Raw genomic sequence first — 15157 nt, 5'->3', positions numbered from 1 at the left:
CGAACCTGATGTACGGTAATTCGCGGCGCTGCTAACACTTTCGGGGATTGCGGCGTTGACAAGAGCATGGCCTTCGAAACCAGTATCGTCGCCACGGCGGGAGGGGCCGAAATGATACGGTCCGATAACGAATTCGATGATCAGCCTTCGGCCGCCGGCACGATCAGCTATCCCGCGTCGGCACCGCTCCTACTCGAAGTCGCGCGCCAACTCGTGCGCACCACATTGGAAGCCGATCGCCGGGTGCCCGAACTGGACACCAGCCCGCCGCTGGGCAGCACGAGTCCCTGACAGCCATCGGCCGGCGAACATTATGAGCATCTCGAATCGGTCTAATCCGGCTTGATCGCACCGAAACTGTGAGAACCTCGACCTGCCTGGGTGCCAGCTCATTTCACATTCAACCCCAGGGCAGGTGGGGACATGACGTCAGTTTGCGCGCGCGATCCGTTTTTCGTGGCCGTAACCGCATCGGGATTCCAACGCGATCATATTGCCGGGCTAGCGGCCGGTCGGTATGCAGCGATTCAAGTGGCGGATTTCCTTCCGGCACGGACTTGTTCGGAGATACTCGCCGCACTGCGGAGAGTGCCGTTCGACGCCTACGACACCAAGCGGGTGGATCCGCCGGTGTTCCGGTTCGGGGTCGGGGTGAGCGATCATCGGGTGGCCGGGGCGCTCGGGGAAAAGTATTGGCCCGCATTGGCTTCCAGCCGGGCGGCGTGGGCGGCGCTGGCGCTGGACTACGATCCGTTCGCACTGTGCCGGGAGCATCTGGGGCGGGAGTGGCCGGGGGCGGTGACCGTCGGACGGTGCGATGACCGGGAGCTCGGGCCGGGGGTGGCGCGGGAGCCGAATCAGGGATTCCAGGTGCATTTCGACGACTCCATCCGGGAATTCGACGGCAAACTGGTGGATGCGCATCTGGTGGCGCAATTCGCCTTCAACCTGTATTTGAGCGTGCCCGATCGGGGCGGGCAGACGGTGGTGTGGCGGCATCGGTGGGCGCCGGGCGACGAATCGTATCGATTGCCCGCCTCGTACGGATATCACCGGGATGTGGTGGGGGACGCCGAATCCTTCGTATTGCAGCCCTCGGTGGGGCAGGCGCTGCTTTTCGATCCGCGCAATTTCCACGCGGTATTGCCGAGCGACGGGGCGCGGCGAATCGCGCTCGGATTCGCGGTGGGACTCACCGATTCCGGCGAACTGCATGTTTGGGGATAATCGCCTATCGCGCGACCGGGACCCGCCGGCGCGCTACCGTCGAGCGATGGGAATTCTGCGCTACGCGGCATTCAGTTCCGATCCGGCTGGAGGCAATCCGGCCGGAGTGGTCCTGGACGCGACCGGGCTGGACGCGGCCGACATGCTGGCGGCGGCCGCCGAGATCGGATACTCGGAAACGGCTTTCGCGACGCCGGGCGCGGACGAGAAGACGCTGGACGTCCGGTATTTCAGCCCACTGGTCGAAGTGCCGTTCTGCGGGCACGCCACCATCGCGACCGCCGTCGCCTACGCCGAGCGATTCGGTCCCGGCGAGCTGGTGTTCCACACCCAAGCGGGCCCGGTGCCGGTCAGCACCTACCGCGACGACGCCGGGAAGGTCACCGCCACACTGGTTTCGGTCCCGCCGCGATCCCGGAACATCGCGCCCGAGCAACTCCACCGGCTGCTGTCCGCCCTGCACTGGGACCGCGCCGACCTCGATCCGGAACTGCCCCCGCGCGCCGCCTACGCCGGAGCCTGGCATCCGATCATCGCCGCCCGCACCCGTGACCGGCTGGCCGACCTCGCCTACGACTTCGCGGCGCTGGGCGACCTCATGCGGGAAATGGACTGGGCGACCGTCGATCTGGTGTGGCGGGAGAACGCCACCGTGTACCACGCGCGGAACCCCTTCCCGCCCGGCGGTATTCGCGAGGACCCCGCGACCGGTGCGGCCGCCGCCGCACTGGGCGGATACCTCCGCGAACTCGGGCTGGTGGAACCACCGGCCACTCTGACCGTGATCCAGGGCGCGGATATGGGGCGGCCGGGCCGGATCGAGGTGACGGTACCGGTTGCACCAGGCGGCATAGCGGTCAGCGGCACGGCTGTACCGATCGAATAGCCGCCCCTGTCAGCGCCGCCGGATTTCTCGAAGAGGGCGGCGTGGGAGCGGCGACGAATGTCATTCCGCGAGTTCGACGGTGACCTCGATTTCGACCGGTGCGCTCAGCGGCAGGTCGGGGACGCCTACCGCGGTGCACACCGAGCGGCCCGGGGAGCCGAGGACGGCGGAGAAGAGGTCCACGGCTGCGGCGACCACATCGAACTGGGCGCCGAAACCCGGTGCGGAGGCTACGTATCCGGCTACGCGGACCACCCGGGCGAGCCGGTCGAGATCGGCGAGCGCGTCCACCGCGGCGAGTGCGGCCAGTGCGCAGCGGCGCGACAGTTCCGCGGCTTCGGCGGGGGTGATCTCCGCGCCGACGCGGCCGGTGGTCACCACGTTTCCGGCGACCATCGGCACCTGGCCGGCGACGTGGACGAGTGTTCCGCTGTGCACGGCGGGTACGTACACGCCCCGGGGCGGGCTGACCGGGGGCAGGGTCAGGCCGAGTTCGGCGAGGCGGGCGCGTACCGGGGGCATGCGGGGCACAGTAATCGTTCGCCGGGGATCGTGGCACGGAATTCCGTGCGCGATCCGGTACGGCTCACCGGGTGAACGTGACTGTGCCCCAGCACATCCGGACGAGCCGGGCTATTCGCCCGATTCCCCGGCGGTGTCCTCCGCGGGCGGCGTGACCGCTTCCGGGCCGCCTTCCAGCAGCAGGCGGAAACCCTCCTCGTCGAGGATCGGGACGCCGAGTTCCTCGGCCTTGTCGGCTTTGGAGCCGGGTGAGTCGCCGATCACCACGAAAGCTGTTTTCTTGGAGACGGATCCGGCTGCTTTGCCGCCTCGGATGAGGATGGCTTCCTTGGCGCCGTCGCGGGTGAAGGTTTGCAGGGAGCCGGTGACGACGATGGAGAGGCCTTCGAGGTTGCGTTCGATGGATTCGTCGCGTTCGTCTTCCATGCGGACGCCGGCCGCGGCCCATTTGTCGACGATGTCGAGATGCCAGGGGACGGTGAACCATTCGGCCAGGGATTCGGCGATGGTGGGGCCGACGCCGTCGACGGCGGCGAGTTCCTCGGCGGATGCGGTGCGGATGGCGTCCATGCTGCCCAGGGCGGACGCCAGGGCGCGGGCGGCGGTGGGGCCGACGTGGCGGATGGACAGGCCCACCAGGACGCGCCAGAGGGGGCGGTCCTTGGCGGTTTCTAGGTTCTGGAGCAGGCGGCGGGCGTTCTGGGTCAGCTCGCCCTTCTGGTTGGTGAAGAGGGAGGTGGTGAGGAGTTTGTCCTCGTCGAGGGAGAACAGGTCGCCTTCGTCGCCGATGGCGCCGGACTTGAGCAGGTCGACGGCGGCCTCGTAGCCGAGGGCTTCGATATCGAAGGAGCCGCGGCCGGCGACGTGAAAGACGCGCTCCCGCAACTGCGCCGGGCAGTACTGCTGGTTCGGGCAGCGGATATCGGCGTCGCCTTCTTTGGCGGGGGCGAGTTCGGTGCCGCATTCGGGGCAATGGGTGGGCATGACGAAGGGGCGTTCGGCGCCGGTGCGCGCGTCCACCACGGGGCCGAGCACTTCGGGAATCACGTCACCGGCCTTGCGGATGGTGACGGTGTCGCCGATCAGCACGCCTTTGCGCTGTACCTCGGACGCGTTGTGCAGGGTCGCCATGGCCACCGTGGAGCCCGCCACGGTGACCGGCTGCATGACCGCGAACGGCGTAACCCGGCCGGTGCGACCGACATTCACCTGGATGTCGAGCAGTTTGGTGGTGGCTTCCTCGGGCGGATACTTGTACGCGATGGCCCAGCGCGGCGCGCGCGAGGTGGCGCCGAGCCGCCGTTGCAGCGAGAACTCGTCGACCTTGACCACCTGGCCGTCGATCTCGTGCTCGATATCGTGCCGGTGCTCGCCCCAGTACTCGACCCGATCCACCACCGCGTCCGCGCCCTGCACCCGCACGGTGTGCGCCGACACCGGCAGGCCCCAGGCCGCCAGCGCCCGGTACGCCTCGTACTGCGATTCCGGGTTGAAGCCTTCCAGCCGCCCGAAACCGTGGCAGATCATCCGCAGGCGGCGGCGCGCGGTCACCGCCGGATCCTTCTGGCGCAGCGAACCGGCCGCGGTATTGCGCGGATTCGCGTACGGCGGTTTGCCTTCCGCGACGATGGACGCGTTCAGCGCTTCGAAATCCTCCAGCGTCATGAACGCCTCGCCGCGCACCTCCAGCAGTTTCGGCACCGGGAAGTCGGCACTGGCCCTGAGCTGATGCGGAATGTCCTCGATGGTGCGGGCATTGAGCGTGACGTCCTCGCCGGTACGGCCGTCGCCCCGGGTGGCGCCGCGCACCAGCTTGCCGTCCTCGTACACCAGGTTGAGCGCGACGCCGTCGATCTTGACCTCGCACACGTAGTGGATATCGGTGCCGGCCTCGGCCTCGACGCGGCTGATCCACTGCCGCATCTCGTCCGCGCTGAACACATTGTCCAGCGAGTACATCCGTTCCAGATGGTCCACGGGCTGGAAGTCGGTGGTGAAACCGCCGCCCACCACCTGGGTCGGGGAATCGGGCGTGCGTAGGTCCGGATGCGCTTCCTCGAGCGCGACCAGGCGATTGAACAGCTCGTCGAATTCGCCGTCGGTGACGATGGGCGCGTCCCGCACGTAGTAGCGGAACTGGTGGTCGCGCACCTCTTCGGCCAGCCGCTGATACTCGACGCGCTGGTCCCCGCTCGCGGCGGCCTGCCCGTCCCCGTCCGTCTGGGTGATGTCCATGCCCGATTCGCTCACCCCAGGAACACTAGTCGAGCCCACCGACACCTTTGCGCGACATTCGCGCACGTCGCGCCATGAATCGCCGAGATTTTCACGATCGCGCGACGGGTCCGGGAACAGCCCTCGTGCGGGCCGGGTTGCAGCACACATGAACCTGGAGACGGCCGTCGAGTTCGCGCGCTCCCACCCCAAATCCGTCCTCGCGACGATCCGCCGCGACACCCGCCCGCAACTGTCCAACGTGCTGCACCGGGTCGGCCCGGACGGGGTCGTCCGCATCTCCATCACCGCGGACCGCGCCAAGTATCACAATCTGCGCCGCGAACCCTGGGCGGCGCTGAACATCAGCAGCGACGACTTCTGGTCGTACGTGGTGCTGGAGGGCGAGGCCGAGATCTCGCCCGTCGCACAGGATCCCGCCGATGCCACGGTGGACGAACTGGTCGACTACTACCGGGCGCTCAGCGGCGAGCACGAGGACTGGGACGACTATCGCCGCGCCATGGTGGCCGACCGCCGGGCCGTCGTGCGTCTCACGCCGACCCGGGCCTACGGCCTGCTGCGCTGACTCATTCCGCCGGTTCGGGCAGCACCTCTCCGGTCTCGAGCAGGGTCTTGAGGCTGGAGAGGATGGCGGGCCAGCCTTCGGTGATGCCCGCGAGCATGGCGCTGCCCGGGTCGAAGCCGTTGTGCACCACGGTGAGTTTGACCGTCTCCCCCACCGGTTCCAGTTCGAAGGTGACGATGGAGCGGGATTCGGTGGACAGCTGTGCGAAATCCTCCGCGCTGAAACCGAACTGATCGGCGAACGCCTGATCGACGGTGTGCCAGGTGTAGGACAGGGTGCGGTACGGGTCGGCGGTGACGACCACCTGTTCCGGATCCTTGCTGACCCAGCCCTGCTGCTCCCAGGTCATGGGTGAGCCCGGCCGCCAATCGGTTTCGAAGGTGGCGCCCCAGTAGCGCTTGGTGAAGGCCGGATCGGTCAGGGCCTGCCACAGCTTCTCGGGGGTGGTGCGGATGTAGGTGGTGTAGACGAATTCCTCGCTCATGGTCGCGCTCTCCAATGCGGATTTGAGGTCGGCGAGGGCGTGTACCCGCGCTCGGTCGTATCGATTGATCCAGCGGTCGGCGATGGCATTGACGGGTTCGGCGTTGAGATAGTGCAGTTTCTCGCGGCCGCGGCGCACGGTGGTGACCAGGTTGGCCGCTTCCAGCACGGCCAGGTGCTTGCTCACCGCCTGCCTGGTCATGGCCAGGCCGGTGCAGAGTTCGCGCAGGGTCTGACCATTGCGTTCATTGAGGGCGTCCAGCAGTCTGCGCCGATTCGGGTCGGCCAGCGCCTTGAACACCTCGTCCACCGGGCACCTCACACCATCGCTATAGGCAACCCTTTGGTTGCGTAATCGAGAATAGGCAACCTCGAGGTTGCATGTCAAGGTTTGCCGACCGGTTTCCGCGCCTCGCGGAACATGACCGAAAAGGGCGAGTCGCAATTCCGTGCGCCGACCGGCATGATTTCGCTTGTGTTGCGCAGTTTTCAGGTGACGAATCATCGATCTCTCGCCGAACCGCAGGAATTGCGGCTGACTCGCGGTAGCGGGGCGGTCGCCACGCCGGTCACCGCCGTGTACGGGGCCGCCGCCACGGGCAAGACCGGATTGGTCGACGCCCTGGACCGGATGCGCGACGCCGTGCTGAACTCGGTCACCGGGTGGGATCCCTACTCCGGGCCGGTCCGCACCCCGCATATCGGATTCGCGGATCGCCCTTCGGAATTCGTGGCGCACTTCGTGGCCGAGGGCTGCCCGTACACCTACGGGTTCAAGCTCGACAACGCCGATGTGAAAGCCGAATGGCTGCACTCGCATCCGCACAATCGCAAACGGGTGGTGTACGAGCGTTCCGGTGACGAGGTGCGCATCGGGCCCATGTTCGAGGCCACCCGTTACGGTCTGGGCGCGGTCGTCCCCCTGGTGCGCCCGAATGCCTTGCTGCTCAGCCTGTCCGGCCAGCTGTACGCCGAACCCCTGGTGCCGGCCTACCGCTGGTTCCAGTCGCTGCTCGAAGTGCAGTGCGGCCAGCCCGATCCCGCCGAGATCGCGCACCGGGTGGGCGCGCACATCTCCCGCTCCACCGATCACGCGGTCCGGCTGCTCACCCTGCTGCGCGCCGCCGACCTCGGCATCACCGATCTGCTGCTGCCGACCGACGACCCCATGTACGCCGACTACCTGCGCGATCTGGACACCGATATCGCCGCCACCACAAAGGAAATCGAGAACTGCACCATCTCGGCGAACTACGCCGAGGAGATGTTCCTCGAACACGGCATCACCGTCACCCTGCTGCAACGCGAACTGGCCAACCTGTACGCCGCCCGCGACGCCCTCTACTCCCGCATGGTGGCGCGCCGCGGCGTCGGGCTCGGCCTGTCCCACGAAGGCATCGAAACCGCCTTCGACATCACCGACGAATCCAGCGCCACCCTCGCCATGCTGCGTCTGCTCCCGCCCATGCTGGACGCCCTGGACACCGGCGGCGTGCTGGCCATCGACGATATCGACGCGCACCTCACCCCCGAGACCGCCGACAGCCTGATCCAGCTGTTCCAGAACCCCGAAACCAATACCCAGGGCGCGCAACTGGTGTTCACCACCGCCAATCGCACCCTGATCGATCGCGGCAACGGCCGCTCCCAGTCCAAGCGCACCACCGTCTGGCAACTGCGCCGCGCCGAATTCGGCATGTCGGAACTGATGCCCCAATAGCGACACCCCACCGCCGCCTAGCATGGTGCTCATGCTGATGCAGTTCGTGTTCCTACTGCTGATCGGTGGCGCGCTCGCCGCGACCGTCGCCTACTACTTCCGCGCCCGCAAAGGCGGCGGCCCGGTCGCGAACGCCGAATCCGGCATCCTGCACGTCACCGGCGTCAGCCCCCGCCCCGACGTCTCCGGCGAACAGTACGTGACCCTCAGCGGCAGCATCTCCGGCCCGACGGTGTTCGCCCACGAGGTCTACGGGCGCTTCGCCTGGGACACCGGCCAGTGGCCGTCGACGGGCGATCAGATCCCGGTCGTCTACCCCGCGGGCAAACCCGACAACTGGCAGCTGGACCATCCGGGCGTCCGCCCGTACTTCGGTTCGAAGCCGCCGCGCGATCCGCAGTAGTCAGTCGAAGTTCAGGGCTTCGGGCTCGTCGGCGTAGGCGTGCGCGGTTTCGGCGGTCAGCGCCAGGGCCGTGCGAGCCCAGGACAGCGATGCGCCGGAGAGGCCGCAGGCGGGGGTGACCAGGATCTGGTCGGCGAGGCGGCGGCGGGGAAAGCCGAGGCGGTCCATCAGGCGGACGCCGGGTTCGGCGATCTCCTTCCACGACGGGGGCTTGGCCGGGGCCGTGGTGGGGACCAGCCCCAGGGCCAGGTATTTGCCGGCTTCGAGGGCTTCGCCTACCGCGTCCAGGTGCTTGGTGGCGATGGTGGCCAGATCGAAACCGATTGCGGCGGCCCGGGTTTTGCGGAGCACGTCCAGGGGCGGGGGTTCGGCGCAGGAGTGGATCAGGACCGGGTGGGCCTGATGGCCGATGAGGGTGTCCAGGACGTGCAGCGCTTCGGGTTCCGGCATAGCGCGCACGGTGTTCATGACGCTGGGGCCGCGCAGGGAACCCTCGAGGACCGCGTTCAGGAGCGGTTCGTCGAGCTGGATCAGCACGTCGGCGGCCAGGCGCTTGGCGACCTCGGCGGCGTGGTTGGCCAGCCCCTCGGCGAGGGATTCGGAGAGGTCGCGCAGGGCGCCGGCGTCGGTGAGGACGCGGTGGCCGTGCGGGAGTTCCACTTCGGCCGCCAGGGTGAGGGGTCCGCTCACCTGGAGTTTGACGGTGCGGCCGGTGTTGGTGAGACCGGCTGTCTCCCAGGCTTCTTCGAGGGCGTCGAGGTCGGTGCGCAGGAGATCGCGGGCCCGGCGGGCCACGGCGCCGGGGCGCGGGGCCAGCCGGTAGCCGCGGGTGGTGCTGTCGAACCGCATATCGACCAGGAGACCCGAGACGCGGCCGATCATGTCCGCGCCGACGCCGCGGGCCGGCAGTTCCACCAGATGCGGGAGGTCGCCGAGTTCGCCGACCACGGTCGCCGCGGCTTCGCGGGGGTCGGTGCCGGGCCAGGAGCCGACACCGGTCGCGATGCCGCCGCGCAGGCCGGGCGTGGTCCGTTCGTCGTGATCAACCACGCCACTGCTCACTCGTGCGTCCCCGTTTCGCCGTGCTGTTCCCGCGACGGCTGCTCATCCGATGCGCTCGGCACCTGATTCCATTGTTCGAGCGGAGGGTCCTGCCATTCCGGATTCCGCCGCGCCCGGGCCTGTTCGGCCGCTTCCCGGCAGCTCACTCCCGGATCGGTGACGGTTCCGGGCAGTATCCGGCGTTTCGGCCGGACCGGCCGCCGTCGAATTCGTGCTCCCATACCAGAATCCGCTGCCCGCACCAGACGGGACGCGAGGGCTACCCGCATCCCCGGCGCGACGAATCGCCGCACATCCACGGCTCCCAAGTTACCCGCGCGCGGCGGCCGAGGTTCGGTGGTCGCCGATCGCAGCCAGCGTTCGGCGCTCACCGGGCGTTATCCGCGACCAGTTCGCTTGCCCGCGTGTGCGGTTCGCGGCCGGTACCGGAGATGGTGCCGCTGCCGAGCACCTCGTCGCCGGCCGTGTCGGGGCGGTAGAGCACCACGGCCTGGCCCTTGGCGACGCCGGTGAGCGGTTCGCGCAGGTGCACCACCAGGCCGCCGTCCACCGGTTCGGCGACGGCGGGCGCGGTGCCGCCGTGCGCGCGGACCTGCACGATGCATTCGATCGGGCCGTCGGGGGTCCGGCCCGAAGTCCAGATCGCGCGATCGGCGAGCACGGTCCAGACCTCGAGGTCCTGTACGGAACCGACGCTGACCGTGCCGGATTCGGGATCGATGCCGGTGACGTAGCGCGGCTTGCCGTCGGCGGCCGGACCGGGCAGGCCCAGGCCCTTGCGCTGGCCGATGGTGAAACCGTGCACGCCGTCGTGATCGCCCAGCTTGGTGCCGTCGGCGTCGACGACCGCGCCCGGGCGGATGCCGATCTTGGCGCCCAGGAAGGCGCGGGTGTCACCGGAGGGGATGAAGCAGATGTCGTGGCTGTCGGGCTTGTCGGCGACGGCCAGCCCGCGCTCGGCGGCTTCGGCGCGGATCTGCGGCTTGGGGGTGTCGCCGACCGGGAACATGGCCCGGGACAGCTGATCCGCGGTCAGCACCGCCAGCACATAGGACTGGTCCTTGTCGGCGTCCACCGCGCGGCGCAGCACGCCGTCCGCGAGGCGCGCGTAATGGCCGGTGACCACGGCATCGAAGCCGAGCGCCACCGCGCGATCGGCCAGCGCCGAGAACTTGATCTTCTCGTTGCAGCGCAGGCACGGGTTCGGGGTCTCCCCCGCGGCGTAGGCGGCGACGAAATCGTCGATCACGTCTTCCTTGAAACGGTCCGCGAAATCCCAGACGTAGAACGGGATTCCGAGCACATCGGCGGCGCGGCGAGCGTCACCGGCGTCCTCCTTGGAGCAGCATCCGCGCGATCCGGTGCGCAGCGTGCCCGGGGACGCCGACAGCGCCAGGTGCACGCCGACCACCTCGTGTCCGGCGTCCACGGCGCGGGCGGCCGCCACCGCGGAATCCACACCACCACTCATCGCGGCAAGTACTCGCATCTAGAAGCCTCCCTTCGCTCCGGCCAGTCCGGCCGCCTTCGCCCGCTCCACCACCTGCGGCAACGCGGCCAGCAGGGCATCGATATCGGCGTCGGTCGAATTGTGTCCCAATGAGAATCGCAGGGATCCGCGCGCCAGCGCCGGTTCCACGCCCATGGCCAGCAACACATGGGAGGGTCCGGCGACACCGGCATTGCAGGCGGATCCGGTCGAGCATTCGATCCCGGCGGCGTCCAGCAGCATGAGCAGCGAATCGCCTTCGCAACCCGGGAAGGTGAAGTGGGCGTTGCCCGCCAGCCGCCGGTCGCCGGTCGCGCCGTTGAGCACCGCGTCCGGGAACAGGTCCTGGACGCCGGCGATCAGCCGATCGCGCAGCCGCTCGAGTTCCACGGCGCGGGTGGGCAGCCCCGCGACGGTCTCGCGAATGGCGGCGGCCAGTCCGGCCGCGCCCGGTACGTCCGAGGTCCCCGACCGCAGATCGCGTTCGTGCCCGCCGCCGTGCAGCAGCGGCACCACGCCGACCTGCCGGCCCAGCAGCAGCACCCCGACGCCGTGCGGTCCGCCGACCTTGTGCCCCGCGAAGCTGGCGGCGGCCAGCCCGCTGCGCCCGAAGTCGATGGGCAGCTGGGCGGCGGCCTGCACCGCGTCGCTGTGCATGGGCACGTCGAATTCCTGTGCCACCGCCGCCAATTCGGCGATCGGCTGAATGGTGCCCACCTCGTTGTTGGCCCACATGATGCTGACCAGCGCCGCGTCCTCGGCGTGCGCGGCCAGGGCGTCGCGCAGCGTGCGCGGCGAGACGACGCCGTCGGCGTCCACCTCCAGCCACGTCACCTGCGCGCCTTCGTGCTGTTCCAGCCATTCCACGGTGTCCAGCACCGCGTGATGCTCGACCGCGCTCACCAGGATCCGGTTCCGCTTCGGGTCGGCGTCGCGCCGCGCCCAGAAGATCCCCTTGACGGCGAGATTGTCGCTCTCGGTCCCGCCACTGGTGAAGATCACTTCCGAGGGCCGCGCCCCCAGCCCCGCCGCGATCGACTCCCGCGACTCCTCGAGGCACCGCCGCGCGGCGCGCCCCGACCCGTGCAGCGACGACGCATTGCCCACCTGTCCCAGCGCAGCGCACATCACCTCGATGGCGACCGGGAACATGGGTGTAGTGGCCGCGTGATCGAGGTAGACCGTCTGGGCACCGACCGGACCCGGGAAAGCCGACTTCATGACCGATAAAGCCTATCCCATCGTTGACCTGCGCAACCTCGGGGTATCTCCCCGCGATACGCGCCGACGCGCGGGCGTGCACGCCCTGTGGGCAACCCACTTGGCGCCGTGCGCATTCCCGGCCCCGCTGCCTAATCCGGAGCGAGGATGCCGCGCGCGAGGACGGTGAGCAGGTCGGTCAGCACCGGGACGAATTCGAGGCGGACCGCGGCCAGTTCGGGGTGTTGTTCGTAGGCGGCGAGCATGGCGGGGGCGGGATGGCTGTGGCTCCAGAGCGCGCCGGCCGAAAGCAGCCCGGCCGCACAGAATTTCATCGCGCCGCCGGGACCGAACTCGGGAACCAGCGCTTCGACGGGCGACACCAGTTCCGCGGTGGCGGCGAGTGAACCGCGTTTGTATCGGGCGGCCACTTCGGCCGAGATATTGCGTTCGAGGATGGCGGCCTGCGCGTTGAACAGGTCGCACAGCACCGGTTCCCGTTCCAGCGACGAGACGAACGCGGCGATCAGCCGATCACGGCGCGCGCGCAGGTCGCCGCGGTGATCCGCCAGGAGCGGGGTCAGCTCGGCGATCCACGCCCGATACCGCAGCTCGAGCAATTCCAGCAGCACCGCTTCGCGGGATTCGAAGTACCGCAGCACATTCGACTTGGCCAGCCCGACGCGCCGCGCCAGCTCGTTCAGGCCGACGTCGACGACCGGCATCTCCGCCAGCATGCCGGCGGCCGTGTCCAAGATCGCCTGCCTGCGCATCTCGCGCTGTTCGTCACTGCGGGCCCGTTGGAACTCGATCATGCGCCAAGTATTTCAGACCACCGGTCTATTGACAACGAACCACCGGTCTCTTAATCTCGAAAGCGCAAGAGACCGTCAGTCTCTTAAACTTCCGGAAGGAGCCCATCATGTACGAAGTCCCTGATCAGACGGGTAAGACGATCGTCGTTACCGGCGCGAACAGCGGCACCGGCAAGGAAGCGGCGGCCCGGCTCGCGGCCGCCGGAGCGACGGTGATCATGGCCGTGCGCACCCCCGCGAAAGGCGAACGGGCGAAAGCCGAAATCCTGGACCGGCATCCCGCCGCGAAACTCGAGGTCCGCCGCATCGACCTGGCCGACCTCGGCTCGGTCCGCGACTTCGCGAACGAACTTCTCGCGGCGGGCGCTCCGCTGGACGCACTGGTCAACAACGCCGGCGTCATGGCTCCGCCCGACCGCCACCTCACCGCCGACGGTTTCGAGCTCCAGTTCGGCAGCAACTTCCTCGGCCCCTTCGCACTGACCGTGCAGTTGCTGCCGGCCCTGTTGCGCGCCGAGCGCCCCCGGGTCGCCACCATGAGCAGCGGCGCCGCCAATTTCGGCCGCATCGATTTCGACGATCTGCAATGGGAACGCCGCTACAGCCCGGTCCGCTCCTACGCGCAGTCCAAACTCGCGGACCTGATCATGTCGGTCCGCCTGGCCGAGATCTCCGAAGAGCGCGGCTGGAGTCTGCTCAGCGCCGCCGCGCATCCCGGCTACACCCGCACCAATCTGCAGACGGCGGGTGCGAGCCTGGGCCGGGACAAGCCGGCCCGCGGTTTCCTGGGCGGCGTGAACTTCCTGCCCTCGCAAGAGGTTGAGCAGGGCGCCGAACCACTGCTCTTCGCGACCGCCGACCCGGCTGCCGGCAACGGCGGATACTACGGCCCCACAGGACGATTCGGCTTGGTCGGACCGACCGGACCGGCTTCCATTCCGCGCCGCGCCCGTGATCGCGCCGTCGCCGCCCGGCTGTGGACGGAAGCCGAGCGGCTCACCGGCGTCCGCCTCGCGGACCAATACTGAACCGGCGCGGGTCTCAGGCCGGGGCGCGTTGCGCCACGATGGCGGCGGCGGCCGAGCGGCCCATGCGGATGGCGCCGTCGACGTGCTGGAATCCGTGGCCCGCCAGGTCCGAGCAGGCGAAGTGCATGGGGCCTACCGGGGCGCGGTGGTCGTGGCCGTAGCGGGTCAGGCCGCCGAGGTCGAAGCTGACGCCGTAGGCGCCGCGGGTCCATTCCTCGGCGCCCCAGTCGGATTCGTAGAAGACGATGGGGTCGGCGGCTTCGGGGCCGAGGTAGCGGACCAGGCAGTCGAGGGCGGTGCGGCGGCGTTCGGCGGGGTCCATGGCGAAGTAGGCGTCGGCCTGTTCGTGGGCGATGAAGCCGACCATGGCACCGTTGCCGGCGTCGTGATTGGTGTTGTCGTAGACCTCGGAGACCATGTCGGTGTCGCTGAAGCCGGTGCCGGACAAGCCTTTTTCCCGCCAGAACGGGGTCGGGTAGACCGCGTGCACCTTGACCACGAACCCGAACGACATGTGCTGGTACATCTGGTGCCGGCGGCGCGGCAGCGGCGGATCGAAACTGATGGCGGAGTACAGGTTCGGCGGCACGGCGAGCACCAGGCGGTCCGCGCGCACCTCCAGGTCGCCGTCGGCGAAGACTGTCACCCCGTCCTCGGACCAGCGCACCCGGCGCACCGGCGACTCGAGATGCACGTCCGCGCCCAGTGACGCGGCCAGTCGCTGCGATACCTGCTGCATCCCGCCGACCACCCGCTTGTCGAGCATGAAGGTGTCGGTGGCCAGCGCGGTGTAGGAGCCTTGGGCGGCGGCCATGTGCAGGGCCTGCAGCGCGGAGAAGGTGTGCGCGGGTTTGGTCAGCATCGCCCCGGCGACGAAGAAGGACACGGTCTCGCGCGCGTATTCGTTGTCCGAGTGGCGCTCCAGCCAGCTGCTGAACGGCACCGAATCCAGTTCCGCCGCGCGCGGATGCTCCCACGGCGTGTCGGCGCCGACCTCGGCCGCCAGTTCGTCCAGCAGGGCGAGCAACCGGTCGATCTCGGCGGCGGTCTCGGCGGGCGCGGGGAACACGTCGCCGATGAACTGCTGCCGGGTGCCGTCGGCGGCCAGGTATACGGACTCGCCCTCGCGGTAGCGGGAGAAGGTCTTCAGTCCCAGCTCATCCACCAGTTCCAGCGCCGCGGTGTGGTGGGGCGAGAGCCACTGCCCGCCGATCTCGATCATGGCGCCGTCGATGTCGCCGGTCCAGGTACGGCCGCCGACCCGATCCCGGGCCTCCAGCACCGCCACCGTCAGACCGGCCTTCCGCAATTCCACGGCGGCGGTCAGACCGGACGGGCCCGCGCCCACGATCACGACATCACGAGCAATGGCCACCATGCGAACTCCTCAGCCGCCGATTCGAAGACCCTCCGGATAGCCCGAAGGTAGCGGTTTCAGTATGTCCGAGCCCACAACGATCCCGCGCGCGCCATTTCGGCGCACCGGACTACCCGCGAGCGCCATATCGGAGTGGCGGAC

The 15157-nt window shown here is 68.8% G+C and carries 16 protein-coding genes; 7 read left to right on the top strand and 9 right to left on the bottom strand.

Features of this window, described 5'->3' with window-relative positions:
* Positions 1-66 precede the first annotated feature (66 nt).
* The 3 genes from LTV02_RS00545 (at position 67) to LTV02_RS00535 (ending at position 2113) form a co-directional block, all read left to right on the top strand.
* Positions 67-291, top strand: coding sequence for a hypothetical protein (locus LTV02_RS00545; protein WP_233036904.1), 225 nt, complete (start codon positions 67-69; stop codon positions 289-291).
* Between the two features lie 297 nt (positions 292-588).
* Entirely contained in the window at positions 589-1227 is a 639-nt protein-coding gene (locus LTV02_RS00540) for a 2OG-Fe(II) oxygenase (RefSeq protein ID WP_233036902.1), read from the top strand.
* A gap of 46 nt (positions 1228-1273) precedes the next feature.
* A complete protein-coding gene (locus LTV02_RS00535; RefSeq protein ID WP_233036900.1) occupies positions 1274-2113 on the top strand; it encodes a PhzF family phenazine biosynthesis protein in 840 nt (279 codons plus the stop codon).
* A gap of 60 nt (positions 2114-2173) precedes the next feature.
* Here LTV02_RS00535 and LTV02_RS00530 read toward each other — a convergent pair whose 3' ends face one another.
* Together LTV02_RS00530 and ligA are read right to left on the bottom strand one after the other, a co-directional pair.
* Positions 2174-2635, bottom strand: a complete 462-nt coding sequence (locus LTV02_RS00530; protein WP_233036898.1) for a RidA family protein — start codon at positions 2633-2635, stop codon at positions 2174-2176.
* 111 nt (positions 2636-2746) lie between these two features.
* Entirely contained in the window at positions 2747-4870 is a 2124-nt protein-coding gene (gene ligA, locus LTV02_RS00525; protein WP_233041911.1) for an NAD-dependent DNA ligase LigA, read from the bottom strand.
* A 148-nt stretch (positions 4871-5018) separates the two neighbouring features.
* Between ligA and LTV02_RS00520 the strand changes: the two genes are divergently transcribed.
* Positions 5019-5438 (top strand): PPOX class F420-dependent oxidoreductase, encoded by a 420-nt coding sequence (locus LTV02_RS00520; protein WP_233036895.1) that lies wholly within the window; start codon positions 5019-5021, stop codon positions 5436-5438.
* A gap of 1 nt (position 5439) precedes the next feature.
* Here LTV02_RS00520 and LTV02_RS00515 read toward each other — a convergent pair whose 3' ends face one another.
* Positions 5440-6231 (bottom strand): ArsR/SmtB family transcription factor, encoded by a 792-nt coding sequence (locus LTV02_RS00515; RefSeq protein WP_067711074.1) that lies wholly within the window; start codon positions 6229-6231, stop codon positions 5440-5442.
* Between the two features lie 165 nt (positions 6232-6396).
* Between LTV02_RS00515 and LTV02_RS00510 the strand changes: the two genes are divergently transcribed.
* The gene (locus LTV02_RS00510; protein WP_067711511.1) at positions 6397-7641 is read left to right on the top strand and encodes an AAA family ATPase; all 1245 of its coding nucleotides are present in this window, start codon (positions 6397-6399) and stop codon (positions 7639-7641) included.
* Between the two features lie 31 nt (positions 7642-7672).
* Positions 7673-8044, top strand: coding sequence for a hypothetical protein (locus LTV02_RS00505; RefSeq protein ID WP_233036884.1), 372 nt, complete (start codon positions 7673-7675; stop codon positions 8042-8044).
* Here the strand turns inward: LTV02_RS00505 and LTV02_RS00500 are convergent, their stop codons facing one another.
* The 5 genes from LTV02_RS00500 to LTV02_RS00480 all read right to left on the bottom strand — a co-directional run bounded on the left by LTV02_RS00500 (position 8045) and on the right by LTV02_RS00480 (position 12610).
* A complete protein-coding gene (locus LTV02_RS00500; RefSeq protein WP_233036882.1) occupies positions 8045-9094 on the bottom strand; it encodes a methionine synthase in 1050 nt (349 codons plus the stop codon).
* An 8-nt stretch (positions 9095-9102) separates the two neighbouring features.
* Positions 9103-9327: a hypothetical protein gene (locus LTV02_RS00495; RefSeq protein ID WP_233036880.1), complete on the bottom strand. Its 225-nt coding sequence runs from the start codon at positions 9325-9327 to the stop codon at positions 9103-9105.
* A 146-nt stretch (positions 9328-9473) separates the two neighbouring features.
* Positions 9474-10595 (bottom strand): tRNA 2-thiouridine(34) synthase MnmA, encoded by a 1122-nt coding sequence (gene mnmA / locus LTV02_RS00490; RefSeq protein ID WP_233036878.1) that lies wholly within the window; start codon positions 10593-10595, stop codon positions 9474-9476.
* The gene (locus LTV02_RS00485) at positions 10596-11816 is read right to left on the bottom strand and encodes a cysteine desulfurase family protein (protein WP_233036876.1); all 1221 of its coding nucleotides are present in this window, start codon (positions 11814-11816) and stop codon (positions 10596-10598) included.
* A 131-nt stretch (positions 11817-11947) separates the two neighbouring features.
* On the bottom strand, positions 11948-12610 hold the full coding sequence (locus LTV02_RS00480; RefSeq protein WP_233036861.1) for a TetR/AcrR family transcriptional regulator: 663 nt from the start codon (positions 12608-12610) through the stop codon (positions 11948-11950).
* 107 nt (positions 12611-12717) lie between these two features.
* Here LTV02_RS00480 and LTV02_RS00475 point away from each other — a divergent pair, with 107 nt between their 5' ends.
* On the top strand, positions 12718-13638 hold the full coding sequence (locus tag LTV02_RS00475) for an SDR family oxidoreductase (protein WP_233036859.1): 921 nt from the start codon (positions 12718-12720) through the stop codon (positions 13636-13638).
* A gap of 13 nt (positions 13639-13651) precedes the next feature.
* Here LTV02_RS00475 and LTV02_RS00470 read toward each other — a convergent pair whose 3' ends face one another.
* Complete coding sequence (locus LTV02_RS00470) at positions 13652-15016, bottom strand: flavin monoamine oxidase family protein (protein WP_233036857.1); 1365 nt, start codon at positions 15014-15016, stop codon at positions 13652-13654.
* Between the last annotated feature and the right edge of the window lie 141 nt (positions 15017-15157).

Origin of the sequence: Nocardia yamanashiensis, assembly GCF_021183565.1 — a bacterium.
GTDB classification, from domain to species: Bacteria; Actinomycetota; Actinomycetes; order Mycobacteriales; family Mycobacteriaceae; genus Nocardia; species Nocardia yamanashiensis.
This window is presented reverse-complemented; position numbering and strand designations above follow the sequence as displayed.